Here is a 24,661-nt window from a genome sequence, read left to right as displayed (position 1 = left end):
AATTTCTAAAGATTTGTCTGTGTATTGTTTTTTAATATGTATGATTTCTCCTAATCAGATATAATGATTTCACAAAATTTAATGTAATGTTAAGATTTACAGGGTGTTATTTCGTTTTAATTCAATTAATTTTGCCGCAACTTAAACCAAATACATAAAGAATTACCAATTTATGAAAAAGACTTTACTTTTAATCGCAATACTAATATTGCAGAACTCTTGCTCCAATGCAAGCAAGGCGCACGATAAATGGATCGGTGAATCCAAACAAAAACTTATAAAAAGTTGGGGATCTCCTGTTAGAATAATTCATGATGATCAGGATAATGAAATATTCGTTTATGCAGATCAGGTTTTTACTGATGATAATAATTCTGGTATTGCAGGGGCATATTATTGGAAATACAATTATATGTATCTAAATAAAGATGGGAAAATTTTTTCATGGCGTAATGAGAATCAAAAATTTCCTCCTCAAGAAGTTGATTCAAAAAAAGTTATAATTCTGAATACTCAGACAGTAAAATAAATCAGCTTTATTTTTTTAGTCGAGATTTTTATCTACAAATAAATAGTATTTTTAAGTAACAATTTAAAAATACTATTTATCCTTATTTTGATGTCTTCAACAAAAACAAAAATACTTGCCATTACAGGCAGCACCAGAAAAAATTCCAGCAATTTTAAGATTCTCAACTATATTTCGAAACATTTTCAATCAGAATTTGAAGTCGAAATATTTGAAGATTTAGCCAGTCTTCCTCATTTTAATCCAGATTTAGATATCGAAAATCCTCCAAAAGAAATCGCTTCTTTCAGAAACAAGATTAAAGATGCTGATGGCGTAATTATCTGTACTCCTGAATATGTATTTAGTCTTCCTGGAAGTTTAAAAAATGCTTTAGAATGGTGCGTTTCAACTACCATTTTTTCAAACAAAAAGGCGGGTTTAATAACAGCTTCAGCTTCTGGAGAAATGGGGCACGAACAGCTTTTATTAGTAATGAAAACACTTGAAGCTAATTTTGATGATAAGACACAGCTTTTAATTCAAGGTATTCGCGGAAAAGTCAACGCCGAAGGAGAAATTATAGATTCAGGGACAGCGGAAGCACTTCAAAATTTTACAAAAAACTTAGAGAATCGTTTTTTATAATATATTTACTTTCTGAAATTTATATCATAAAATGATTAGCAGAAGAAATTTTATCGTAACCACAGGTTTTGCTACAACAGCTGTTTTGGCTTCACCATCATTTGCATTTTCTATGAATAAAAAAGAAATAGGCTTACAACTGTATACGCTTCGCGAAGAACTTCCTAAAGATGTAAAAGGAACTTTAGAAAAAGTAGCAAAAGCAGGTTATACCAACGTCGAAACATATGGTTTTTCGACAAAAGATCAGTTTTGGGGATTAACACCAAAAGAACTAAAAAAGATTTTAGATGATAATGGCTTAAAAGCAGTCAGCGGACATTACAATTTAGGAAGCTTTTTGTATGATGGAAACACGACGGAATTAATTGCTTCAATTAAAGCGGCGAAAATTCTAAAAAGCGAATTTCTAACTGTTCCGTGGGTCGATGAACCTTTTAGAAGAAATATAGAAGATTATAAGAAGATTGCAGCTCGTGTAAATGAAGCGGCAAAAATGTGTAAAAAAGCAGGTTTGAAACTGGCTTATCACAATCATGATTTTGAGTTTCAAAAACACGATGGTGTTACAGGTTATGAAATCTTATTAAATGAAACTGATAAAGATTTGGTTTACTTCGAATTGGATTTGTATTGGGTAATTCATTCTGGAAATGATCCTTTACAATTATTCAAAGAAAATCCTGGCCGTTTTAAAATGTGGCACGTAAAAGATAAAGACAAAACAAACAACGATTTGAATACCGAAGTTGGTTCTGGAACAATCGATTTTAAACCTTTATTCGCGGCAGCAAAACAATCAGGAATGGTTCATTTTTTTGTAGAACAGGAAAATAATTTTGCTTCCAATTCTTTTGAATCAATTAAATCGAGCTGTGATTTTATTTCGAACAATTTAATCTAGTAAATTGATTTATGAAGAAACTTCTTTTATTGGTATTTGTGATTCTTTTTGCTTGTCAATCTGATAAAAAAGAAAAGACAAATTTAAAGACACAATCAATTCCGCAGCAAATTTTACCGCCTCAACCTTATTTCGTTGATATTAAAGTTAATGATGTTAAGCTTGGAAAGCCTGCCTATGGAGATTGGTTGTTTTCTCATAAAGAAAACGGACAAAGTTTCGAACAATTTGTTCAAACTAAACATGTTGTTCCGACCAAAGAAGAAAATATTATATATCTGCAGCCTATAGGAAAGTTTAATTCGTTGCAGGTAAAACAAATTGAATTAGTTCGTCAGTATTTGCAAATATTTTTTCAGTTAGAAACTAAAGTTTTAAATGATGTGTCAAACGATATTATTCCGAACCGTGCTAGACGTATGGGAGATATGGATCAGGAACAATTTTTGGCAGGTTATATTTTAACTGATGTTCTAAAAAAAGAGAAACCTGATAAAGGAGTTGCTTTAATGGCTATAACAGAAAAAGATTTATATCCAAAACCAGAATGGAATTATGTTTTTGGTTTAGCATCTTATAGAGATAAAATAGCGGTAAGTTCGATGTACAGAATGCAAAAAGAAGCAGATTTTAATTTGAGTTTAGATCGATTATTGAAAATCTGTTCACACGAAATAGGGCATATGTTTGGTTTGTATCATTGTATTGAAGCTAATTGTGTTATGAATGGAACAAATAGTTTGATAGAAACAGATGGACATTCCATTAGATTGTGTTCTCTTTGTCAAAGAAAATTGAATTCAGGATTTAAATATGACAATGTAAAAAGGTTAAAGGAACTTGAAAAATTCTTTAATGAGAATAGTTTGAATGAAGGATCAGCATTAATGAAAAAAGATCTTGAAAAAATTAAAAAGTAGAAAGAAATGGGTACAAGCAAAGAATTTATAAAAGGCGACGAAATAGAGTGGGAAGTAGTTGGCGAAGGAATCAAGCGTAAGATTTTGGCTTTTGACGAAAGAGTGATGCTGGTAAACGTTCATTTTGAAAAAGGAGGAATTGGAACTTTACACGATCATTATCATTCGCAAGTTACATACATCGCAAGCGGAAAGTTTGATGTAACCATCAGTGGTGTAACACAGACCTTAAAAGAAGGCGATAGTTTTTATATTCCGCCTCACGCTGTTCATGGAGTTGTTTGCTTGGAAACAGGTATGCTAACAGATGTTTTTAGTCCTGCTAGAGAAGATTTTTTGCAATATTAAAAAAATAAAAAATCCGTAAATATCTGCGTCTTCGTGATAACGAATCCGTAAAATCTGTGTCCATTTTTGGAACATTGATTACATAGATTCACTATCGCGAAGACTTGGATTTACGCAGATTTAATTTAAAAAAAACTTAAATTATAAGTTTAGGTTAAATATAGATGGTATTTTTGCAGCATGAATTTATCTAAAACTAATGTACTGTTTATGGCAGTTTGCACTGGTCTTATAGTTGCAAATCTTTATTACTGCCAGCCTTTGATTGTTTTAATTGCCAACGAATTTAAAATTCCTGAAGCCAGCGCTGGAACGATAACCTATTTAACTCAAGCAGGTTATGCGATCGGACTGTTTTTTATGGTTCCGCTTGGCGATAAAATAGAACGAAAAAGGCAAATTTTGATGACCACTTTTGCTACTGTAATTGCCTTATTAATTGCAGCAACGGCCAAAAGTTTTCTTGTTTTACAAATTGCTTCACTGCTAATCGGAATCACATCGATTGTGCCACAGCTTATTCTGCCTCTTGCGGCTTCTTTAAGCGCACCTGAAGAAAGAGGGAAAGTTGTTGGAACTATTATGAGCGGACTTTTAGTCGGAATTTTGCTTTCGCGAACGTTAAGCGGATTTATAGGCCAAGTTTTGGGCTGGAGATCTATGTTTTATATCGCGGCCGGAATTTGTCTTTTGATCTTTTTTGTGATTCAAAGTAAATTTCCGCAGAACAAACCGCAGTTTCAAGGAACTTACGGCCAATTGATTAAATCTTTATTTACGCTAATAAAAACACAGCCAGTTTTGCGCGAAGCAACAGCAATTAATGTTTTCAGTTTTGCTCAATTTGGAGCATTTTGGACTACAATGGTTTTATTGCTTTCTGGCGAACCTTTTAATTTCAATAGCGCCACAATTGGTTTGTTCGGAATTGTTGGAGCTTCTGGAGCTTTGGCTGCGCCTTTAGTTGGAAAATTGGGAGATAAAGGAAATTCTAGAATTGCAGTTGGTTATGGTATTTTATTGGTTTTAATCAGCTTTTTGATTTTTTATTTTTCAATCGAAAGTGTGATTGGAATTGCAATCGGAATTGTATTTATTGATATTGGAATTCAAGGTGTTCACATCTCCAATCAAACAAGAGTATATTCGTTATTGCCAGAAGCTAGAAACAGGTTAAATACTGTGTTTATGTCGCTTACCTTTTTAGGAACGGCTGCAGGATCTGCATACGGATTATTACTATGGAAATTAGGCGGATGGCATGCTGTAACTATTGGCTGTATGGTTTTGTCTTTACTATCACTGACAGTTTACGGACTTACTTATAAATCAATCCCGAAACGTCGGGACTAAAAGAGCAAAAGCGCAAATTGATTAAAAAATTAATTTGTAAATTTGCGTTGAAATTAAAAATAACAACATGGAAAACGGAATATACGCTAAATTCAACACTAGCAAAGGTTTGATTTTAGTAAAATTGACACACGATTTAACACCTGGAACTGTAGGGAACTTTGTTGCTCTTGCAGAAGGGAATATGGAAAATAAAGTAAAACCTCAAGGACAAAAATTCTATGACGGATTAACTTTTCACAGAGTAATTTCTGATTTCATGATTCAAGGTGGATGTCCAAAAGGAACAGGAACTGGTGACCCAGGTTATAAGTTTGATGATGAATTTCACCCAAGTTTAAAGCATGATCGTCCAGGAGTTTTATCTATGGCAAACTCAGGACCAGGAAGTAATGGTTCTCAATTTTTCATTACTCACGTTGCAACTCCTTGGTTAGATAATAAACATACAGTTTTTGGAAACGTTGTTGAAGGACAAGACGTTGTTGATGCTGTTGCTCAAGGTGACGCTTTAGAGTCTGTAGAAATTATCAGAGTTGGTGAAGAAGCTCAAAAATGGAATGCTATTGAAGCTTTCATTGGTTTAAAAGGTGCTCGTCTAAAAAGAGAAGCAGCTTTAAAAGCAGAATCTGAAGCAAAAATGGAACAATTAGCTGCTGGTTTTGATAAAACAGAAAGTGGTTTACGTTATAAAATGATTCAAAAAGGAGAAGGAAAAAGAGCTGAAGCAGGAAAAACAGTTTCTGTTCACTACGAAGGTTCTTTAGAAAACGGAAAAGTTTTTGATTCTTCTTACCCACGTAAAAAACCAATCGAATTCAAATTAGGAATTGGACAAGTTATTGAAGGATGGGACGAAGGTATCGCTTTATTGCAAGTTGGAGACAAAGCTCGTTTTGTTATTCCATCTGATTTAGGTTACGGACCAGCTGGTGCAGGAGGAGTTATTCCGCCAAACGCAACTTTGATTTTTGACGTTGAATTAATGGACGTAAAATAAGAATTTCATTAGCAATTTAGTATTGTTATAAATAGAATCCCATTCGAACGCCGAATGGGATTTTTTTTATATTTACTAAAAACATAAGTAATGAAAAAAACTATAATTCTAGCAGGAGCAGTCTTGATTCTTGCTGCCTGTGGTGCTAAACAATCAAAAGGAGAGACGCCTCCGCCGCCACCTCCGCCGCCGTCAAAAGATGTGTCTGCTAAGGATCTTATATTTGGAGATACAGCTTTGGCAGAAGGTAAACAACTGTATGATAATAATTGTGCGAAATGCCACAAATGGTATGAACCAAAACAATTTAGTAAAGAAGAGTGGAAGCCAATTTTGATAAGAATGCAGAAAAAGGCAAAGCTTGATGATATAAAGATGGCATCGATAACCAATTTTATAGATTCTCAATTGTAACACGTGTTATACAAAAAATAAAAAACCGATTCAATAAATGATTGAATCGGTTTTTTATTTTCAAATAGATATAAAAAAAACACCATCACAAAATGAGGTGTTTTAAAACTTAAGAATGATGTACAGCAGAGTTATCTACAGCTATTACTTTTAAAGTTTTGATGCCAGCCGGTAATTCCCAATCAACTTCGTCATTTTCTTTAAAACCAATAATAGCAACACTTAAAGGTGCTAAAATTGATATTTTAGATTGTTTTACGTCTGCTGCCGAAGGCAAAACGATTTGAATTTTCATTTGTTTATTAGCTTTTACATCTTCTATCGTTACAAATGAATTGATTCGGATTACTGAACTATCCAATTCGCTTTCTTTACTAATTACAGCGCGATCTAATTCTTGTGAAAGCTGATTTGCTTCTTTAGTATTTGTTGAGTTTTTACTTTTTAAAATCAATTCCCTTAAAAATTGATAATCTGATTTACAGAAAGTGGGTGTGGGTTTCATATCTATATTGAATTTATTGTTATAAAATTTAAATGATTTCTCTTCTTATAAAGAAATTTACAAACGAAAAAAATCAGTCTTTAAAAAAGACAGAATCGAAACGTTTAATCTGGAAAACAAAAAAATATTCGACCAATTTGATTCTGTCAAATAAATTAAATGTTTAAATCTGGTAAAAATCCTCCGTCAAAAAGAAGAAAAGTGAAGTAGACGGAGGCCTAAAAAATAAAGGCCTTATTATGTGAAATAATTACAGCAGGTAGCGGTTTTGCTTGGCAAAACGACTTTTTAGAAGCTGTAAATGGTGTTTTATTTCCCATAAGGAGTATTAATTTGATTTGCAAAGATAGTTAATCTTTTTGAATTTAGTGAGATATTACTTCCATTTTATGCCGCAGCCTAAACTTGGCTTCTGTGGATCTTTTAAGCTTCTATTGTAAATTAAGGCATCTATAGCACCTCTAAGATCGCTTCCGCTAAGAGGAATTCCGTTGCCAGGTCTAGAATCATCTAGTTGTCCGCGGTAGAATAATTTGTCTTGATTATCAAATAAATAAAAGTCTGGCGTACAGGCTGCTTGATAGGCTTTTGCAACTTCTTGGGTTTCATCATACAAGTAAGGAAAATCGATTTTGTTTTCCATTGCAAAATCTGTCATTAACTCAGGACCATCTTGTGGATATTTTACAACATCATTACTTGAGATAGCAATTACTCCAAGTCCTTGCACACGATAATCATTTGCAATCATTACAACTTCTTTAATAACATGATGCACAAATGGGCAATGGTTGCAGATAAACATAACCAAAGTGCCTTTAGAACCTTTTAAATCCTTAAAAGAATAAGTATTGTTTGAATTCGTATCTTTTAAATAAAAATCAGGAGCAATTGTTCCTAATGGAAGCATTGTTGATTCTGTTCGTGCCATTTTATTTGAAATTTGATTTTCAAAAATAGCTTTAAAAAACTGTAAATAAAAGAGCACAAGAATAAAAAGTATCCAAAGAAAGCAGTTAGCCACAACAGCTTGCTTCTTTGGATACTTTTTTTAATTTTTATGAATTCAAAAAATCTAATAAATCTTCATTTAGCTTTTCTCTATCGGTGTAAAATAAGCCGTGTGGCGCTCCTTCATATTCAATGTAAGTATTATTTGCAATTGATTTTGCTGCTTTTCTTGAAGTAAGATCAATTGGTACAATTTTATCGTCGTCTCCGTGAATAATTAGAGTTGGAACTTTAATGAAATCTACTTCATCTCTAAAATCCGTGTATGAAAAAGATTCAGCGCATTTTAAAGTAGCTCTTGGAGAAGCCACGGAACATAAATTTCTATAATATTCTAATAAAGGCGTGCTAATTGGTTTGTTGATGATATTTACACCAAAAAATGTTTTTCCGAAATTGTCTACAAAACCAATTCGATCTTCTTTAATTGCCATTGCAGTATTTTCACTTTTTTCTTTTGGATGTCCGTCTGGATTATCATGCGTTTTTAACAGAAACGGAATGATTGACGAAATCAAAGCTGCTTTTGTAACTCCTTTTCCGCCATGACGGCTGAAATAACGAACCACTTCGCCACCGCCCATTGAGAAACCGACAAGGGTTACGTCTTCCAATTCTAGTTGTTCAATAATTTCTTTAAGATCATCTGTCAAAGTATCATAATCGTAACCGTCCCAAGGCTGAGAAGATTTCCCGAATCCACGGCGATCGTAGGCAATAACACGATAATTGTTTTGTACTAAATGATCTATTTGATATTCCCACATTTCATTAGAAAGTGGCCAGCCGTGAATTAGAATCACAGGTTTTCCTTGACCATAATCTTTAACATAAAGTCTAACATTTTGGGCAGTTTCTATATATTTATCAGTATGAACCTGTTTTAGATTAGATTCAAAATCTTTGATTGACATGCATGCATTTGGTTCAGTATGTTCCATGTTATATCTTTTTACGTGAGTATTTTCATTTTTTCTTCTCGTAAAATTAGATTTAAAGAAAAAGAAATAGGTTATAGAATTAGGCGCATTAATTACAAAATTTATAGGTTTGTAAATAATACAATTTAAAAATGGATTTAACCTGGAATGAATTTGAACGCACAGATATGCGCGTCGGAACAATTATAGAAGTAAACGATTTTCCCGAAGCAAGGAAACCAGCATTTCAGCTTACAATTGATTTTGGTTCAGAAATCGGAATTAGAAAATCATCGGCACAAATTACCAAAAGATATCAGAAAGAAGATTTAATTAATCGCCAGATTGTAGCGGTTGTAAATTTCCCGAAAAAACAAATCGGAAAATTTATGAGTGAATGCCTAGTTCTTGGCGCTGTAGGCGAGGGCGGAGATGTTATTTTATTAGCTCCGGATTTTAAGATACCAAATGGTTTGCGTATTGGTTAGTTTTTTTAGTATTCAGTCGCAGTCGCAGTTTTCAGTTCTAGACTGTTTACTGAGACTGCGACTGAAAACTTAACTAATCTTTTTAATCAATTTCTGTAATATCAACTGCCCTTCTTCCCAATATTTTAAATCAGAATCGGAGTTAATGTGTCCTTGCTGGCCGATATTTACAAAATCGCTTCCCCATTTTTCTGCGAAGTATTTTTTTCTTTCGAAAGAAGCGTAAGGATCATTTTCGCTTGCAACAACAACCGATGGAAAAGGTAATTTATAAAGCGGGATTGGCGAAAAATTTCTAGTACATTCTGGTGTGTGCTGAGGTGAATCAACATCTGCTGGTGCGACTAAAAAAGCACCAACTATTTTTGGATTATTATTTTTTTCTGCCCAATGCAAAACCAATGAAACAGCTAAACTGTGTGCAACTAAAATAGTTGGTTTGTTAAGTTTTAAGATGTTCTCGTTTAATCTGTCAAGCCATTCTTCTCGAATTGGTTCGTCCCAATTATCTTGTACAACACGAATTGAGTTTTCGAATTTTTCGTGCCAAAAGGTCTGCCAATGTTTTTCTCCAGAATCTCCAAGTCCTGGTATAATTAATAGTTGTGTCTCCATTGCCGTGGAATTTTTATTTAGTGATTATTTTTTGCGTTCTTTTAAAATTCGGTTTACTTCATTTACTAAAAGCGGAAAACCAGGTTCTGTCATTCCGTGACCGTAACCGTCTAATTCATATAATTTAGTTTGCGTGTGACCAATCAATTTCATCATTCTAGCCATGTACGCGTTTTCTTCATAACGTCCCAACATTTCTAATTCGCGATCTCCAGTAATTAACAATAATGGAGGAGCATCCGCGCGAACGTGATATAAAGGAGCAAATTCGTCAATTGTTGGCTGTTTTTCTGGAATTCCGTTTTCTCTCCTAATTTCAAAATGTGTAATACATTGTCCGCTAAACGGAATAAGTCCAGCAATTTGATTCGCATCAATGTTTTCTTTTTGTAGCCATTTTTTATCCAGACCAATCATCATTCCTAAATATCCTCCCGCAGAATGTCCAGAAACGAAAATCTGAGTTCTGTCACCGCCATAATTTGCAATGTTGTTAAAAGTCCATGCAACAGCTGCAGCAGCATCTTCTATAGCTTTTTCAGCTTTTGCTTTTGGAGATAATCTATAATTTACACCAATAATAGCAAAACCTTTATTTTTTAATGCTTCAGGAATTTCTTTGTTTCCGCCAGTTAATCCGCCACCGTGAAACCAAACGATTGTGGCAAAACCGGTTTTGTTTTTTGGATAATAAATATCTAAAACACATCTTTCGCCGATATATTTATCAGATTTATTTACAGTAGCATTATAATATTGGATATTGTTTTTCGTTTCATATTCTGTATTCTGTGCAGAAAGGGAAATTACAAAGAAGAAGAAACTTAAAAGAACTATTAATTTTTTCATTTTATAAGTATTGAATTGTATTACTTTGAATTTAGGTGATTTGAGAAAATCTAAAATCTGAAGTCTAAAATCTAAAATTATAAATTAATATATAAAAAAAGTCCAAAATGCAGAACAAATTGGACTCCTACTTTATATAGATGATTTTGATTAAATATCATCAAAATCGATATCTGTAAAACTAGATCTTTGACCTTCAGCTTTTTCAGAGCTGTATTCTTTCTTAAAATCTTTTTGATGTCTTTCAGAAATTACTTCTTCGCCTTTGTGGTTCAAAACATAAGAAGTCATTTCCTCTAATATTTCGGCGAAAGCACTAAAATCTTCTTTGTATAAGTAAATTTTGTGTTTTTTGAAGTGAAAAGAACCATCTTCCTCAGTAAATTTTTTGCTTTCGGTAATAGTAATGTAATAATCATCAGCTTTGGTAGCTCTCACATCAAAGAAATAAGTTCTTCTTCCTGCTCGTAATACTTTAGAAAAAATCTCTTCTTTTTCTAACATGTCATTTTCTCTCATAATACGTTCTATCATTTTTGGAATTAATAGTACTCAAAAATCATAAAAAATTATCTATTACGCAACAATTAAAGTAATTCTTTTTCCGAAAGTTGTTTTAAATATAACGCTGAATAATATCCTTCTTGATTTATTAATTGATTATGAGAACCTTGTTGAATTATCTTACCATCTTCTAAAATAATAATTTTGTCTGCATTTTTGGCAGATGATACTCGATGGCTTACAATTATGGTGGTTTTATCTTTAGAAATTTCAAATAAATTATTCAAAATCAACTCTTCAGTTTCGGTATCAACTGCAGATAGACAGTCGTCAAAAAGTAAGATTGCTGGATTTTTTATAATCGCTCTCGCAATCGAAACACGCTGTTTTTGCCCGCCCGAAAGTGTAATTCCTCTTTCTCCTAAAATGGTGTCATATTGTTTGTTGAAAGCAATAATATTGTCATGAACAACAGCATTTTTTGAAGCTTCGATTACATCTTCATCTGTTGCATTTTGATTTCCGAATTTGATATTGTTTTTAATAGTATCCGAAAACAAAAAAGCATCTTGAGGAACGATTCCGATATTATTTCGAAGATCATTTAAGTTTAAAGAACTGATTTCTCTTTCATCAATTTTAATATCACCTTCCGCGACATCATATAATCTCGAAATCAAAGATAGAATAGTCGATTTTCCAGAACCTGTCTTTCCTAATATTGCTAATGTTTCTCCTTTTTTTACTGTGAAAGAAACATTTTTTAACGCTTCAATATTAGTGTCTTTATAAGTAAAAGAAACATTTTCGAAAGTAATATTTCCTTGTATGTCTGATGAATCTTCGTTTTTGTTTTTGATTTCCGGTTCAATTTTCAAAAATTCATTTAAACGTTTTTGAGAAGCTTCAGCTTCTTGAACCATTGAAGAAACCCAGCCTAAAGAAGCAACTGGCCAAGTCAGCATATTTACATATAAAATAAACTCAGCAATTGTTCCAATGTTTGGAATACTTCCGTTAATGTACATTACGCCTCCAAAATAAATTACAACCAAGTTACTGATTCCGATAAGGGCAATCATCAACGGGCCAAACAAAGATTGAACTCTTGCAAGACTTAAACTTTTACGTTTGCTTTCTTCGGCAAGATCAATCATATTATTTTGGTGCTGATTTTCTAAAGAATAGGCTTTAATAACGCGAATTCCCGAAAAGATTTCCTGAGTAAAACTGGATACTTTAGAAAGATATTGTTGGAAAGTTGTACTTCTTTTATTGATTTCAGAACTTAATTTGAAAATGCAATACGAAAGAATCGGCAATGGCAATATAGTATATAAGGTAAGAAGAGGTGATACATTATACATATATAATATAACGATCGCAAAACGAATAAATGTATTAATAGTATACATTACTGCTGGCCCGACATACATGCGGACTTTTGAAACGTCTTCGCTAATACGGTTCATTAAGTCGCCAGTTCTATTTTGTTTGTAGAAATTTTGCGAAAGATTCTCGTATTGTCTGAAAACTTCATTTTTTAAATCAAACTCAATATGACGAGACATTACAATTAAAGTCTGACGCATTAAAAAGGTTAAAAATCCAGCAACAATCGTAGTTCCAATGATAAGTAGCACATTATGAATAAGATCCTGACGAAAAGTTGCTATTACTATTTCCGATTTTTGCTCTGCAGCAGATAATTTGTCAAAATTCTCAATTGCGTTTAAAGACTTACTGATAAGCTTTGGAGTAAATAACGAAAATATTTGTGCGATTATGGTGATTAAAATACCTAACGAAAAACTGTATTTATATTTAATGAAATATTTGTTTAAATAGCTTAATTCTTTCATTTTTTTAAGAAATCTGATATTGAATTGTTTTGTATTTAAGAATTATTATTAAATAAAATTATAATAATTTGCGATTTAATCAAAACAATTATATTGTAATATTGTTATTTTAAAGATAAAAAATTAGCACATGTGTATTTTTTAATTATGTTTGAGAAGTCTTTTTGACGAATTCATAATTTTAACTAATTTATACTAGCGCTATGGATGCAACTTTCGCAACTGGAAAGGAACTTCAAAAAATGGATCCTGTTTTTGGACAGTTATCTTTTGACGATCACGAACAAATTGTATTTTGCAATGACAAAGATACAGGTTTAAAAGCAATTATTGGTATTCATAATTCAGTTATGGGGCCAGCTTTGGGAGGAACCAGAATGTGGAATTACAACACGGAATGGGAGGCTTTAAATGATGTTTTACGTCTTTCGAGAGGTATGACTTTTAAATCTGCTATTACTGGACTTAATATTGGTGGAGGTAAAGCAGTTATTATTGGTGATGCTAAAACGCAAAAAACACCTGAATTAATGCGTAAGTTTGGAGAGTTTGTTCACTCATTAAGCGGAAGATATATCACTGCAGAAGATGTCGGAATGGAAACTAAAGACATGGATACTGTAAGAGATGTAACGCCTTATGTTACTGGAATTTCTGAGGAAAGAGGTGGTTCTGGAAATCCTTCTCCTGTAACAGCTTACGGAGTTTATCTAGGTATGAAAGCAGCTGCTAAAAGTCAGTTTGGTTCTGATGTTTTAGACGGTAAAAAAGTTCTAGTACAAGGAATCGGGCACGTAGGTGAAACTTTGGTTGAATATTTAACTAAAGAAGGAGCGCAGGTAACTATTTCTGATATCAACGAAGAAAAATTATTTCAAGTTGCTTCAAAATACAATGCAACTATCTATACTGGTGAAGATTTATATACTGCAGATGTTGATATCTACGCGCCATGTGCGATGGGAGCAACAATCAATGATAATACAGTAGATAAAATTAAAGCTAAAGTTATTGCTGGTGCTGCCAACAATCAATTAGCTGATGAGAATGTTCACGGTGCAAGATTACAAGAAAGAGGAATTTTATATGCTCCAGATTTCTTAATCAACGCTGGTGGAATTATCAATGTTTATGCTGAATTAGCTAACTACGGTAAAGCTGAAATCATGACTAAGACAGAAAATATCTACAATACAACTTTAGAAATTATAGATTTCGCTGCTAAAAACGGAATTACAACGCATAAAGCGGCTCTTACTATTGCTCAAAATCGTATCGATCAAAGAAGAATCGAGAACGCTTCTAAGTAATTTTTTTTAGTACTCAGTTTACAGTCACAGTTTTCAGTTTATCTGGAAACTGTGACTTTTTTGTTTTCGCTAAATACTGAAAACTGGGACTGGGACTGAAAACTAAATAAAAAAGACCACTAAAACAACTACTTTTTTACGAATTAATTTTAAAATACGTATCAAAAGTTATACTTTTGCAGACTAATTTTTAAATGTTCTTACAAGGTGGTAAATAGAAGACACATACGCGTTAAAGTAATGCAATCCATTTATGCAATGCACCAAAGCGGTTCTGATAACATGGAAAAAGAAGAGAAATTTCTTTTCTACAGCATTGACAATATTCAGGACTTATATCTTATAATGCTTTCTTCATTGATAGAAATTTGCAAAAAAGAAGCTGTCTATTTGCATCTGTCAAGCAAAAAACACCTGGCAACTGCCGCAGAACGTAATCCGAATGAAAAATTTGTAAAGAATAAAATTTTTCAACTTCTTGCCGAAAGCAATTCTCTTAGTATCGCTTTAGAAAATCGTAAAATTAATAACTGGTCATTAAACGATGATTATATTATTTTGCTTTTAAATGATGTTAAAGCAAGCGATATCTACCAAAAATATATGAGCAATAACGTAAATACGTTTGAAGAAGACAGACAATTTATTATTGATTTGTTTGAAAATGTTATTGTTCCAAATGAAAAATTATACGAGTACTTAGAAGACGATAAATTGACTTGGGTTGATGATATTCCTGTTGTAAATACACATATCGTTAAACAATTGAAAGCAATCAAAACGGAAGATCCAGACGATTTTAGAGTGCCAAAATTATATAAAGATGTTGAAGATAAAGATTTTGCAAAAGATTTATTTAGAAGAACAATTCTAAACGAAACGGCATTTGCAAAAGAATATGAAGATAAAACACCAAATTGGGACAGTGATCGTATTGCTGAAATTGATACCATTATCTTAAAAATGGCAATTTGTGAGTTTATTAAATTCCCTTCAATTCCAGTAAAAGTAACTCTTAACGAATATTTAGAAATTGCAAAAGAGTATTCTACACCAAAAAGTAGTATTTTTATCAACGGAATTTTAGATAATCTTGTAAAAGAACTTACTGCCAATAAAAAGATGGTAAAAGCGGGAAGAGGGTTAATGTAAAAATTAAATTTTCAATTTTTTAAATACCAAATTCCAACTGCTTTGTCTCTCTGAGCGTCCCGAGGCTTCGGGAGAAGAGTTAAAAAAGAATATTAAATATAAATCAAAAATAAATTTAAATTATGGGACAATTAACTCAATTTGCGCCATTCCTTTTGATGTTCGTGGTAATCTATTTCTTCATGATTAGACCACAGCAAAAAAGAGCTAAAAACGAAAAAGAATTTGAAAGCAGCCTAAAAGTAGGTGATAAAATAGTTACAAAAAGTGGTTTCCACGGTAAAATTGCTGAATTAGCAGAAACTACTGTTGTAATCGAAACTATGTCTGGAAAATTAAAATTAGAACGTTCTGCTATCTCTTTAGAATTGAGTGCTGCTTTGAATAAAAAAGCTTAATTTTTAAATTACAATATTTTAAAAATCCCAAATTCCAATTGGAGTTTGGGATTTTTTTGTTTTTTATTCACAGTAATCTTGTCATCCTGACGAAGGAAGGATCACACAAGAAACTCCATACAGTATGTCTCCAATCTTTGTCGATTTCCGCGTGTGATCCTTCCTTCGTCAGGATGACAAAAAAGAAAAACCTTTGTCAAAGTTTAAAACTTTGATAAAGGTTTAGTCTCGTATAGTTTGGTTCTTCGACTTCGCTCAGAATGACAAAGTTATTGGAATTTTGAATTTCTAAATATTACCTGTATTTATCATTCAACCCAATATTAGCTAAAATCATCGGAAGTACTTTTTCAATTCTTGAAAGCTTTGTTTTCTCCTGTTTTGCTGATTCAATATATTCTAAAAACTCGTATTGTTTGTAAGGAGAAAATTTTTCGAAAGCAGACTTCAAATCTGGATTTTTAGCCATTTCTGCATTTAGAAGTGCTGAAACTATTGCTTCTTTTTTTGCTGGTTTAATGACTTTTCCCTGCTTTTCGTTTTCAATAGCTTCGTGAATGTATTCTAAAACTTCTTTTTCGTTGATTTCTTCTTTCGAAGTAAAACGCCATTGTCGCAAAGATTTCGTTACTTCTTCCTGAGCGTTTATCAATTTCTTTTTTTCGTCTTTTAAGAAAACGCCATTAAAAAACCATATTGCAAAATAATCTTTAAATCCGCCAAGGCCAATTACGTTTTTCTTTTCGTAAACATAAACAGGACCGCCCCATTTTGTAGTTTCAGTCAGTTCGGTTTTGTCAATGATCGATTTTAGGAATAGTAATTCTTCTTCCCATTTATCGCCGTATTTCCAAATGCCTCTATTTTCGGATTTAGTTTCCAATTATTTGCTTTTTTTAGATTTTTCTGATGCGTCAAAAATACCAGGAATCGCTGTTAATTCAGCAATTTTCACAATAACATCAGTTGCTTTCTGAATGCTTTCTGCTGGAACATATTCGTATTTTCCGTGAAAATTATGCCCGCCTGCAAAAATGTTCGGACAAGGTAGTCCCATGAATGATAATTGAGAACCATCAGTTCCGCCGCGAATTGGTTTAATGATCGGTTTGATGTTTAATTCTCTCATCGCTTTTTCAGCAATATCTACAATATATTTTACAGGCAGAACCTTTTCTTTCATATTGTAATATTGATCTTTAACTTCTGCCGTTACAATGTCTTCTCCGAATTTCTTCGCGAATTTTTTATTGAATTGTTTCGCCAGTTTATGAATCAATTCTTTTCTTTTTTCGAATTTCTTTCTGTTGTGATCACGAATAATTAATTCTAAAACTGTCTCTTCGATATTTCCTTTTATGTGGTGAACGTGAAAGAAGCCTTCGTAACCTCTAGTTTCTTGTGGAGTTTCACCTTTTGGAAGCTCATTGATAAAATCATTTGCCAAAAGCATAGAATTGATCATTTTTCCTTTAGCATAACCTGGATGAACGCTTTTTCCTTTAAAAGTAATTTTAGCTCCAGCAGCATTGAAATTTTCATATTCTAATTCGCCAATCTGACTTCCGTCCATTGTGTAAGCCCATTGTGCTCCGAATTTTTCTACATCAAAATGATGCGCGCCACGGCCAATTTCTTCATCTGGAGTAAAACCGATTCTGATTTTTCCGTGTTTGATTTCTGGATGCTGAATAAGATACTCCATTGCAGAAACAATTTCTGTAATTCCAGCTTTATCGTCTGCTCCTAATAAAGTTGTTCCGTCAGTTGTAATGATCGTTTGCCCTTTATATAATAATAAATCTTTAAAGTAATCTGGAGATAAAACAATGTTTTTCTCAGCATTCAAAACAATATCTTTTCCGTCGTAATTTTCAACAATCTGTGGTTTTACATTCGCTCCGCTAAAATCTGGAGAAGTATCAAAATGAGAAACAAAACCAATTGTTGGCACTTCATGATCAACATTGCTCGGAAGTGTTGCCATGATGTAAGCTTTGTCGTCAATCGTTACATCTTCAAGGCCAATTGCTTTTAATTCGTCAACTAATTTATTGGCAAGATTCCATTGTTTTTGTGTACTTGGTGTTGTTTGTGAATTTGGATCCGATTCCGTATCAATCGTTACATAACTGATAAAGCGATCTATGATATGTTGCATTTTTTTGAATTTTTAGCAAATATAGAAAAAAATTTCTGCTGTAAAATTTAGCTTTCAATATCTGAATTAATAAAAAAAGGGATTCTAAATTGAATCCCTTTCTAGTATTTTGAATTTGTTATTTACTTTTTACGCATCTAAAACCTACGTGGTTTGCGGCAGATCTGATTTCGCCTTTTCCTCTTGTTCCAACCATGTATCGCGTGCAATATTGATCAGTACATAAAAACGAACCGCCACGATGAACGCGTTTTACTTCAGAAGGATCGTTTGGATCATAATAAGCATCTGGACCTTGCGGATTTTTTGTTACTTTCCCGCTTTCTGCTAATGATTTGTAATAATCAACACTATACCAATCGTGTACCCATTCCCAAACATTTCCAGCGATATCGTACAAGCCGTATGCATTTGGAGCGTATTGTTTTGTTGGAGCAATTCCTTTGAAACCATCTTCGCCAGTATCGCCATCTTTTATTGGAAAATGCCCTTGATAAATATTAGCTTGAAATTTTCCTTTTGGTTTTAAATCATTTCCCCACGCATACAAATTTCCAGTTTTACCGCCTCTTGCAGCAAATTCCCATTCTGCTTCAGTTGGAAGTCTTTTTCCTGCCCATTTTGCGTAAGCTTCAGCATCTTCATAAACAACATGAACAACAGGGTATTTTTCTTTTCCTATAATAGTGCTTTGTGGGCCTTCAGGATGCCTCCAATCTGCACCTGGCTCATAACGCCACCATTGCAAAAAATTATTCAAATTAACAGCAGATGGTGTAGGAGTGAAGACTACAGAACCTGTTATTAAATCTTCTTCGTTTGCCGTTGGAAATTCTTCTTTAGTAGGTTTTTGTTCAGCCACAGTAACATAACCAGTTGCTTTTACAAATTTTTCGAATTCTTCATTAGTTACTTCAGTTTCATCCATATAATAACCATCTACATACACTCTGTGAATTGGAGCTGCATCTTTCGTTACACCTTTAATACTGCACAGACTTTCATCTTCAACATTGCTTCCCATAGAAAATTCACCTCCAGGAATCCAAACCATACCTTTTGGCGCTTTTGCTGTTGGTTTAAATTTATTTTCGATAGTCGGTTTAAATTCTGATTCTATGTTGCTTGGAACTTCATGGCATTCTGCAACCGTTTTTTCTTCTTTAAATGCAAATCTGGTATAGCTGTAAGCAATTGAAATAATGGATAACGTTAGCAAAGCGAAAATCCAAAAGGTTTTATTTTTCATGGTTAATTATTTTTGAACTGATTATGGTTGTCAATAGCGGGTATAAAATTATGAAAATAACTTTTATAATTATATTAATTTTATAGGATTAATAAAGTTTACTTATCTTCTTCAACAAGAACAACTTCGTACTTGTTTTTACCATCAATTTGCACAGGCTGATAATAAGTTTCTCCAAATTTGATATATTTTACATCACCAATTGTTACCTCTTCACCGCCTTCTGGCAAACTTTCTACGATTGTTCCAGCTGTAGGAGCAACAACTTTATAGTTACTGCCATCCTTTTCATAATACGTTCCGCCGTAATAGTAGTTGTTGACGGTTCCTGTATTGACGGTTTGCGCTCCACTTGGGATATTGTTTACAGTTCCACCAACAGGTGCAGGCACAACAGTATAACCTCCGCTTGACGGGGCATACCAAACTCCTTGATCATAATGATATTGAGTACTTTCGACACTAACAACGATTGCTGTAACGGCTAACGTTGCAACGAAAAATCCCCAAGGATGCCAAACTGGTCCCCAGTAAAAAGGTCTGTAGGGGTGATAATAATAAGGATGATAACCGTAATATCTATATCCGCCATAAACATAAGGCGGACGGGCATAAACAACAGTATTTCTTCTTACCACCGTATTCCGATTATTATTGATCGTAATATCTCGGCTTCGGTCAACATTAATGTTATTTCTGTTTACTGTATTGCCACTGATATTGGTATTTCTATTACCTGTATTATTTCTGTTTACAGTATTATTTCTGTTAGTAGTATTACTTCTATTATTGATCTTAGAATTTGAACTGTTTGCAGGTCTGGTAACTTTTGTTCCAGAATTATTAGATCCAGGTCTAGTAGTTGCAGCAGGTCTAGTAGTTGTAGGTCGGTTCACATTTGGTCTGGACTGAGTTGCAGGTCGAGCAGGTCTAGCCTGAGTTGCTCCACCACCGCCTCTTCGAACTCCACCACCATGACGCTGTGCAAAACTATCAATAGAAAGAAGGAAAAATGTTCCAATCAAGCACAGGAGCGCTGATTTTTTTACTGTTTTTGATATGTTTTTCATATTCAGTGTTTTATGTTAATTAAAGTTATGAAAAAAAATATACTATTTACAGAAATAGATTATAAAGTTTGGTATCTCATTTTAAGCTTATAAGGAAATATCCCATTGAATTCTAAATCGCCAGCCTTGTTGCAATGGCAGTGTTTTGTCCTGAAAACTAAAATAACTAACTTCTGATGTAAGTTTATTTTTATGTCCTTTAAAGAACCAGTTAAAAGCTATTGTAGATTCTTCTTGTCTATTTTCTCTTATCGAATTATCTGGTCTATATGCGGCATGACGTCCCGCCATTTCTAAGCGTTTTGGCCACCAGTCAAGTAGATTATGAAAGAAATAACCCGCCTGAACATAGTATCCTTTCATTACAGTCATATCATCGTTATTGTATTTGTCGATGATTTCTTTAGTGTGCCATTCGCTTTGCCAAGAAAAACCACGGTACATAAAAGCAGTTTCTAGATTCCATTGATTGACTCTGTATTGGCCAGGCAATCCATCTTCAAATCCGTCTAATGAGCCTCCTCCAGCTTGTGAAAAGCGAGTATAAGGGCTTCGGTTAGTTATGGCTGAAAAAGCAATAATAGGTGTTAGTTTTTCATGAAACTCTAAATCACATCCTTCAAAATCAAGAAATCTTCCTAGGAAATTCCATTGTGCTCGCCCAAAATACATTAAATGATTATCATCATTAGAAGTGCTTCCGCGTCCTGTTCCTGTTAAAGCTGCGGCCCAATAATTAAAGTCGGCAATTCCGGCTCCTTTTAAGTGTCCGTAAACTTCAACTCCTAATTGTCTGTCTACGGTAAAAGGACGGTTAATAAGAGACCGTTCCACCATTTGCTGTTCGCCGCTGCTAATAAAGCGTTCGCGTGTAAACTCTGTTTTCCATTGTCCTACTTTAAAACTTAGGAAGTCCCATTTTTCGATCATAATTCTGAAATCAAGTAAATTGGACTGACTCAATTCATATTCCCAATAATATTTTAGCCAAGGTTCAAAAGCATGACCACCAATTTTTAATCTAGCACGATTTATTTTAAAAGTTGTTTTCGCATCCTGACTATAATCATCATAAGTTAAAGGATCTGTATCATAAGGAGTAGAGAAGCGAAATTGAAATCGGCTTTGTAATTGAAATAGAAATTTTTTGTCTCGGGTTTCTAATTCAATTCCTTTACTGCCATATCGAACATTCATCAGCTTTGTAGTATCTTTTTCTTGTTGTGAAAGTCCTTTATAGCTAATTAGTAAAAGAAAAGCTAAGAGAAAATATTTGGAAATGCGATTTGGTTTACTTGTGCTGTACATAAGATTATCGGGTTTGTATAAATTATTTTCCTCCAAAGTTTTTTGCAATTCCCAAACCAATTCCCCAGCTGTCGTATGCGTTCCATTTAAAATCGTAACTCACAGTGCCAAAAATTTCCCATCCTTTAGGAAGTTCATATCCATATTCTACACCGGCTCGGGTTAAGAAAAAATCTTCTTCTTTCGCAAATTCGCCACCAAAGCCTAAAAGAAAACTCCAATGTTCATTAGGTTTGTAAATTCCCATTAGAGCAGGAGCAATGGGATAGCTTCTTTCGACAGTTTCTTTATCTTCTCCGCTAGCATAAACTTTTTCGACTTTAAATTTCTCAACAATAAAATCGGTATGAAGACCAACAGCCCATTTTTCGTGAAACTGAAACGTATAATCGATTCCCCAAGCAGGAAGAGTTAAGGTTTCCCTATTTCCTTCTTCATCACGACCTTCAAAAACATGAACATGATTAATTGATATTCCTATTTGATGATGTGATTTGAATTCTTTTTCGTCACTTTCCTGAGCTGAAATTTTAGTGCTAAAAAAGAAAATTATGCATAAACAGAAAAAGAAAGATTTTAAATGTGTATTGATATATAACATTTGACTTCTCTATTAATGAAATATTTACTTAAAAGAAAAGAGGTATTTCGATTACTTAATTATAACCGAACATACCTCTTCGCTGTATTTTTAATCTCTTCCTAGAGCTCTTTTTGCTTCGTTGTTTAAGTCAGTATATTCAATTTTTCCAACGCTAACGCCAACGCCAATGATTTCACCTCCTTTGTAAGTTCCTGGAGTTTTATATTCTTTACTAACGGAATCACCACTATCGAATCCAACGCAAAGACCATCTCCTGCTAAAGTAAATTTACCAGATTGTGTTCTCATTGGGCCAGAAGCCACTTCTTTTCCATCAATGTAAAGTTTCATTTGACCAAGAGATTCTCCATTTGGTCCAGCTTTTTCGCGTATGAATTCCATTCCAAAAACATGTTTTCCTGTTGTAATTGGCACATTTGAAGTGAATTTTTGTTCAGGAGCAATTCCTAAGAAATTGTACACATAATTCAATTTGCCATCTTTTATAAATAAAGTATGCCCTCCAAAACGAGATCCATGAGCAAAAAGCACTCCTGAAGCTTTAGCATCTTTTACATCAACATCGGCTAGGATTTTATAAGATCTTCCGCGAACGTTTACAGCAACACCTTCTGGCACTGCAGAAGTTCCAGGATAATATTTATACAAGTCACGAGGAGGTTCAGATGTAGGTCTTTCTGTTCCTAAAACTTCAATTGCTGAACGGTCATCAAGCGGTAAAACCAAGTTTTTGGCAGCTTCATCGTCCCAGTCTTTAATCAATTCTTTTAATTTGTCTGGATATTTTTTAGCTAAATTATTAGATTCAGATCTGTCAATATCTGTATTGTACAATTCCCATTCATCCTTGTCAAAATGTCCTTTTCCGCCAAGAGGAGCATGAAGTGCAACTGCTTTCCAACCATCTTTCCATAAAGCACGGCTTCCTAACATGGCAAAGTACTGAATGTGTTTTTGTGTTTTGGTATTTGGGGCAGCATCAAAAGTATAACGCATTGAAACTCCTGATAATGGATATTGGGCAACACCGCGATATTCTTTTGGCATTTCAAGTCCGCAGACATCTAAGATAGTTGGAACAATATCAGTAGAGTGGTGGAATTGATCACGAACAACACCTTTAGCTTTGATTCCTTTAGGCCATGACATTACCAATGGGTCGCAAGTTCCTCCAGCATATTGGCTGTATCTTTTAAACATTTTAAATGGAGTAGAAAATGCAGCCGCCCATCCTGTAGGATAGTGTTCGTAAGTATCTGGGCTTCCTAATTTGTCAATATATTTTAGGTTTTCTTTTAATTCATCAGGATATCCGTTAAAAAATTTATTTTCATTTACAGAACCCGATTCAGAACCTTCTCCAGAAGCACCATTATCTGCTGCATAAATTACTAGAGTATTTTCAAGCTGTCCAGTTTTCTCTAAGTAATCAATAATACGTCCGACTTGAGCATCTGTATATTCTGAGAAACCAGCATAAACCTCGGCTAATCTTGAAAATAATTTTTTTTCTTCTGGTTTTAGTTTATTCCAATCTAATACATTATCGGCCGGATTTGCAACACCTGGTGGCATTGGGTTAAAATTATCCATTTTTGTTCCTGGCGGAATAACTCCTTTTGCAATCATACGAGGAAGTACCCATTTGCGGTAAGCGTCATAACCATCATCAAATTTTCCTTTATATTTAGCAATATATTCTTCTGGAGCTTGATGCGGAGCATGATTTGCACCTGGACAATACCACATATACCATGGCTTAGAAGGATTTGTAGCTTGTTGATCTTTAAGATATTCCAATGCATGATCAGCTAAATCTTTAGATAAATGATAACCTTCTTCTGGAGTTGCTGGCGGTTCTATAAAATGATTATCTTCTGTTAAGTCAGGATACCATTGATTAGTTTCTCCGCCAAGAAAGCCATAAAAACGGTCAAATCCCATTTGTAATGGCCAAGTGCTTCTAGGTCCGCCAGCAGCTATATCTTGTTCGGGAACATTGTGATCTTTTCCTATCCAAAAAGTGCTCCAACCATTATCCTGAAGAATCTGGCCAATTGTTGCAGCTTGTTTAGGTATTCTTCCGCTTGCTCCAGGATATCCGTCAGCTGTTTCAGTAATAGCCGCCATTCCGTTAAGGTGATGATTACGACCAGTAAGTAATGTTGAACGTGTTGGAGAACATAAAGCGGTTGTGTGCCATTGCGAATAGGTAATTCCATTATCGGCTAGTTTTTGCATAGTTGGCATGTTGATCGCTCCACCATACGGAGACCATGCAGCCATTCCAGTGTCATCATACAAGATAAATAGAATATTTGGAGCGCCAGCAGGTGCTTTTTTAGGAAGATAAGGAGACCAATCGCTTTTTGAGTCTCTAATATCTAAGGCCATTTTTCCTTTAAAAGTTTCTTTGGTGACTTGTTGAGGGTCGGCCTGAGCAAATATTTTCGAAGTTAAACCTAATGAAAGGCAAAATAGGAAAGTGAAAATACTTTTCAGAAATAATGATTTACTAATTTTCATGATTTTAGTTGTTAATTAATAATCTTTTAAGGGC

The 24,661-nt window shown here is 33.8% G+C and carries 26 protein-coding genes; 12 read left to right on the top strand and 14 right to left on the bottom strand.

Going from position 1 to position 24,661, the window contains the following annotated elements; all coding sequences use genetic code 11:
• Positions 1-172: 172 nt before the first annotated feature.
• From DM444_RS13865 to DM444_RS13830, 8 genes are all read left to right on the top strand, one after another.
• On the top strand, positions 173-529 hold the full coding sequence (locus DM444_RS13865; protein WP_111287633.1) for a hypothetical protein: 357 nt from the start codon (positions 173-175) through the stop codon (positions 527-529).
• A 90-nt stretch (positions 530-619) separates the two neighbouring features.
• Complete coding sequence (locus DM444_RS13860; protein ID WP_111287631.1) at positions 620-1,156, top strand: NADPH-dependent FMN reductase; 537 nt, start codon at positions 620-622, stop codon at positions 1,154-1,156.
• Between the two features lie 31 nt (positions 1,157-1,187).
• A complete protein-coding gene (locus DM444_RS13855) occupies positions 1,188-2,060 on the top strand; it encodes a sugar phosphate isomerase/epimerase family protein (protein WP_111287629.1) in 873 nt (290 codons plus the stop codon).
• Between the two features lie 11 nt (positions 2,061-2,071).
• On the top strand, positions 2,072-2,980 hold the full coding sequence (locus tag DM444_RS13850; protein ID WP_111287627.1) for a Zn-dependent protease: 909 nt from the start codon (positions 2,072-2,074) through the stop codon (positions 2,978-2,980).
• 6 nt (positions 2,981-2,986) lie between these two features.
• Positions 2,987-3,328, top strand: coding sequence for a cupin domain-containing protein (locus DM444_RS13845; RefSeq protein WP_111287625.1), 342 nt, complete (start codon positions 2,987-2,989; stop codon positions 3,326-3,328).
• A 180-nt stretch (positions 3,329-3,508) separates the two neighbouring features.
• Complete coding sequence (locus tag DM444_RS13840; RefSeq protein WP_111287623.1) at positions 3,509-4,681, top strand: MFS transporter; 1,173 nt, start codon at positions 3,509-3,511, stop codon at positions 4,679-4,681.
• Positions 4,682-4,748: 67 nt separating this feature from the next.
• Positions 4,749-5,681 (top strand): peptidylprolyl isomerase, encoded by a 933-nt coding sequence (locus DM444_RS13835; RefSeq protein WP_111287621.1) that lies wholly within the window; start codon positions 4,749-4,751, stop codon positions 5,679-5,681.
• 90 nt (positions 5,682-5,771) lie between these two features.
• On the top strand, positions 5,772-6,095 hold the full coding sequence (locus tag DM444_RS13830; protein ID WP_111287619.1) for a c-type cytochrome: 324 nt from the start codon (positions 5,772-5,774) through the stop codon (positions 6,093-6,095).
• A gap of 109 nt (positions 6,096-6,204) precedes the next feature.
• Here DM444_RS13830 and DM444_RS13825 read toward each other — a convergent pair whose 3' ends face one another.
• The 3 genes from DM444_RS13825 to DM444_RS13815 form a co-directional block, all read right to left on the bottom strand.
• Complete coding sequence (locus DM444_RS13825) at positions 6,205-6,600, bottom strand: GreA/GreB family elongation factor (protein ID WP_111287617.1); 396 nt, start codon at positions 6,598-6,600, stop codon at positions 6,205-6,207.
• A 376-nt stretch (positions 6,601-6,976) separates the two neighbouring features.
• Positions 6,977-7,531 (bottom strand): thioredoxin family protein, encoded by a 555-nt coding sequence (locus DM444_RS13820; protein ID WP_111287615.1) that lies wholly within the window; start codon positions 7,529-7,531, stop codon positions 6,977-6,979.
• A 127-nt stretch (positions 7,532-7,658) separates the two neighbouring features.
• A complete protein-coding gene (locus DM444_RS13815) occupies positions 7,659-8,552 on the bottom strand; it encodes an alpha/beta fold hydrolase (protein WP_111287613.1) in 894 nt (297 codons plus the stop codon).
• Positions 8,553-8,683: 131 nt separating this feature from the next.
• Here DM444_RS13815 and DM444_RS13810 point away from each other — a divergent pair, with 131 nt between their 5' ends.
• Positions 8,684-9,019: a tRNA-binding protein gene (locus DM444_RS13810; RefSeq protein ID WP_111287611.1), complete on the top strand. Its 336-nt coding sequence runs from the start codon at positions 8,684-8,686 to the stop codon at positions 9,017-9,019.
• 69 nt (positions 9,020-9,088) lie between these two features.
• On the opposite strand, the gene DM444_RS13805 is transcribed toward DM444_RS13810, so the two are convergent.
• The 4 genes from DM444_RS13805 to DM444_RS13790 form a co-directional block, all read right to left on the bottom strand.
• Positions 9,089-9,634 (bottom strand): RBBP9/YdeN family alpha/beta hydrolase, encoded by a 546-nt coding sequence (locus tag DM444_RS13805; protein ID WP_111287609.1) that lies wholly within the window; start codon positions 9,632-9,634, stop codon positions 9,089-9,091.
• A gap of 24 nt (positions 9,635-9,658) precedes the next feature.
• Entirely contained in the window at positions 9,659-10,483 is an 825-nt protein-coding gene (locus tag DM444_RS13800) for an alpha/beta hydrolase (protein ID WP_111287607.1), read from the bottom strand.
• Between the two features lie 150 nt (positions 10,484-10,633).
• Positions 10,634-11,002 (bottom strand): PUR family DNA/RNA-binding protein, encoded by a 369-nt coding sequence (locus DM444_RS13795; RefSeq protein ID WP_111287605.1) that lies wholly within the window; start codon positions 11,000-11,002, stop codon positions 10,634-10,636.
• 68 nt (positions 11,003-11,070) lie between these two features.
• Positions 11,071-12,849, bottom strand: coding sequence for an ABC transporter ATP-binding protein (locus DM444_RS13790; RefSeq protein ID WP_111287603.1), 1,779 nt, complete (start codon positions 12,847-12,849; stop codon positions 11,071-11,073).
• A gap of 203 nt (positions 12,850-13,052) precedes the next feature.
• Here DM444_RS13790 and DM444_RS13785 point away from each other — a divergent pair, with 203 nt between their 5' ends.
• From DM444_RS13785 to yajC, 3 genes are all read left to right on the top strand, one after another.
• The gene (locus tag DM444_RS13785; RefSeq protein WP_111287601.1) at positions 13,053-14,159 is read left to right on the top strand and encodes a Glu/Leu/Phe/Val family dehydrogenase; all 1,107 of its coding nucleotides are present in this window, start codon (positions 13,053-13,055) and stop codon (positions 14,157-14,159) included.
• Positions 14,160-14,399: 240 nt separating this feature from the next.
• Complete coding sequence (nusB, locus tag DM444_RS13780) at positions 14,400-15,311, top strand: transcription antitermination factor NusB (RefSeq protein WP_095931444.1); 912 nt, start codon at positions 14,400-14,402, stop codon at positions 15,309-15,311.
• Between the two features lie 122 nt (positions 15,312-15,433).
• The gene (gene yajC, locus DM444_RS13775; protein ID WP_053471036.1) at positions 15,434-15,709 is read left to right on the top strand and encodes a preprotein translocase subunit YajC; all 276 of its coding nucleotides are present in this window, start codon (positions 15,434-15,436) and stop codon (positions 15,707-15,709) included.
• 295 nt (positions 15,710-16,004) lie between these two features.
• On the opposite strand, the gene DM444_RS13770 is transcribed toward yajC, so the two are convergent.
• The 7 genes from DM444_RS13770 to DM444_RS13740 all read right to left on the bottom strand — a co-directional run bounded on the left by DM444_RS13770 (position 16,005) and on the right by DM444_RS13740 (position 24,627).
• Positions 16,005-16,592 carry a YdeI/OmpD-associated family protein gene (locus DM444_RS13770; RefSeq protein ID WP_111287599.1) on the bottom strand — a complete coding sequence of 196 codons (588 nt, stop codon included), beginning with the start codon at positions 16,590-16,592 and terminating at the stop codon, positions 16,005-16,007.
• Positions 16,593-17,870 carry a peptidase T gene (gene pepT, locus DM444_RS13765; protein ID WP_111287597.1) on the bottom strand — a complete coding sequence of 426 codons (1,278 nt, stop codon included), beginning with the start codon at positions 17,868-17,870 and terminating at the stop codon, positions 16,593-16,595.
• 118 nt (positions 17,871-17,988) lie between these two features.
• On the bottom strand, positions 17,989-19,119 hold the full coding sequence (locus DM444_RS13760) for a formylglycine-generating enzyme family protein (protein WP_111287595.1): 1,131 nt from the start codon (positions 19,117-19,119) through the stop codon (positions 17,989-17,991).
• Positions 19,120-19,217: 98 nt separating this feature from the next.
• Positions 19,218-20,189, bottom strand: a complete 972-nt coding sequence (locus DM444_RS13755; protein ID WP_111287593.1) for a DUF6515 family protein — start codon at positions 20,187-20,189, stop codon at positions 19,218-19,220.
• A gap of 87 nt (positions 20,190-20,276) precedes the next feature.
• Positions 20,277-21,497: an OprO/OprP family phosphate-selective porin gene (locus DM444_RS13750; RefSeq protein WP_111287950.1), complete on the bottom strand. Its 1,221-nt coding sequence runs from the start codon at positions 21,495-21,497 to the stop codon at positions 20,277-20,279.
• Between the two features lie 22 nt (positions 21,498-21,519).
• Positions 21,520-22,098, bottom strand: a complete 579-nt coding sequence (locus DM444_RS13745) for a hypothetical protein (protein ID WP_111287591.1) — start codon at positions 22,096-22,098, stop codon at positions 21,520-21,522.
• Positions 22,099-22,188: 90 nt separating this feature from the next.
• Positions 22,189-24,627 carry an arylsulfatase gene (locus DM444_RS13740; RefSeq protein WP_111287589.1) on the bottom strand — a complete coding sequence of 813 codons (2,439 nt, stop codon included), beginning with the start codon at positions 24,625-24,627 and terminating at the stop codon, positions 22,189-22,191.
• Positions 24,628-24,661: the final 34 nt, after the last annotated feature.

The organism is Flavobacterium ginsenosidimutans (assembly GCF_003254625.1).
In the GTDB taxonomy this organism is placed as follows: Bacteria; Bacteroidota; Bacteroidia; order Flavobacteriales; family Flavobacteriaceae; genus Flavobacterium; species Flavobacterium ginsenosidimutans.
The sequence above is the reverse complement of the archived record's forward strand: the minus strand, read 5'-3'. Positions and strand labels throughout refer to the sequence as shown.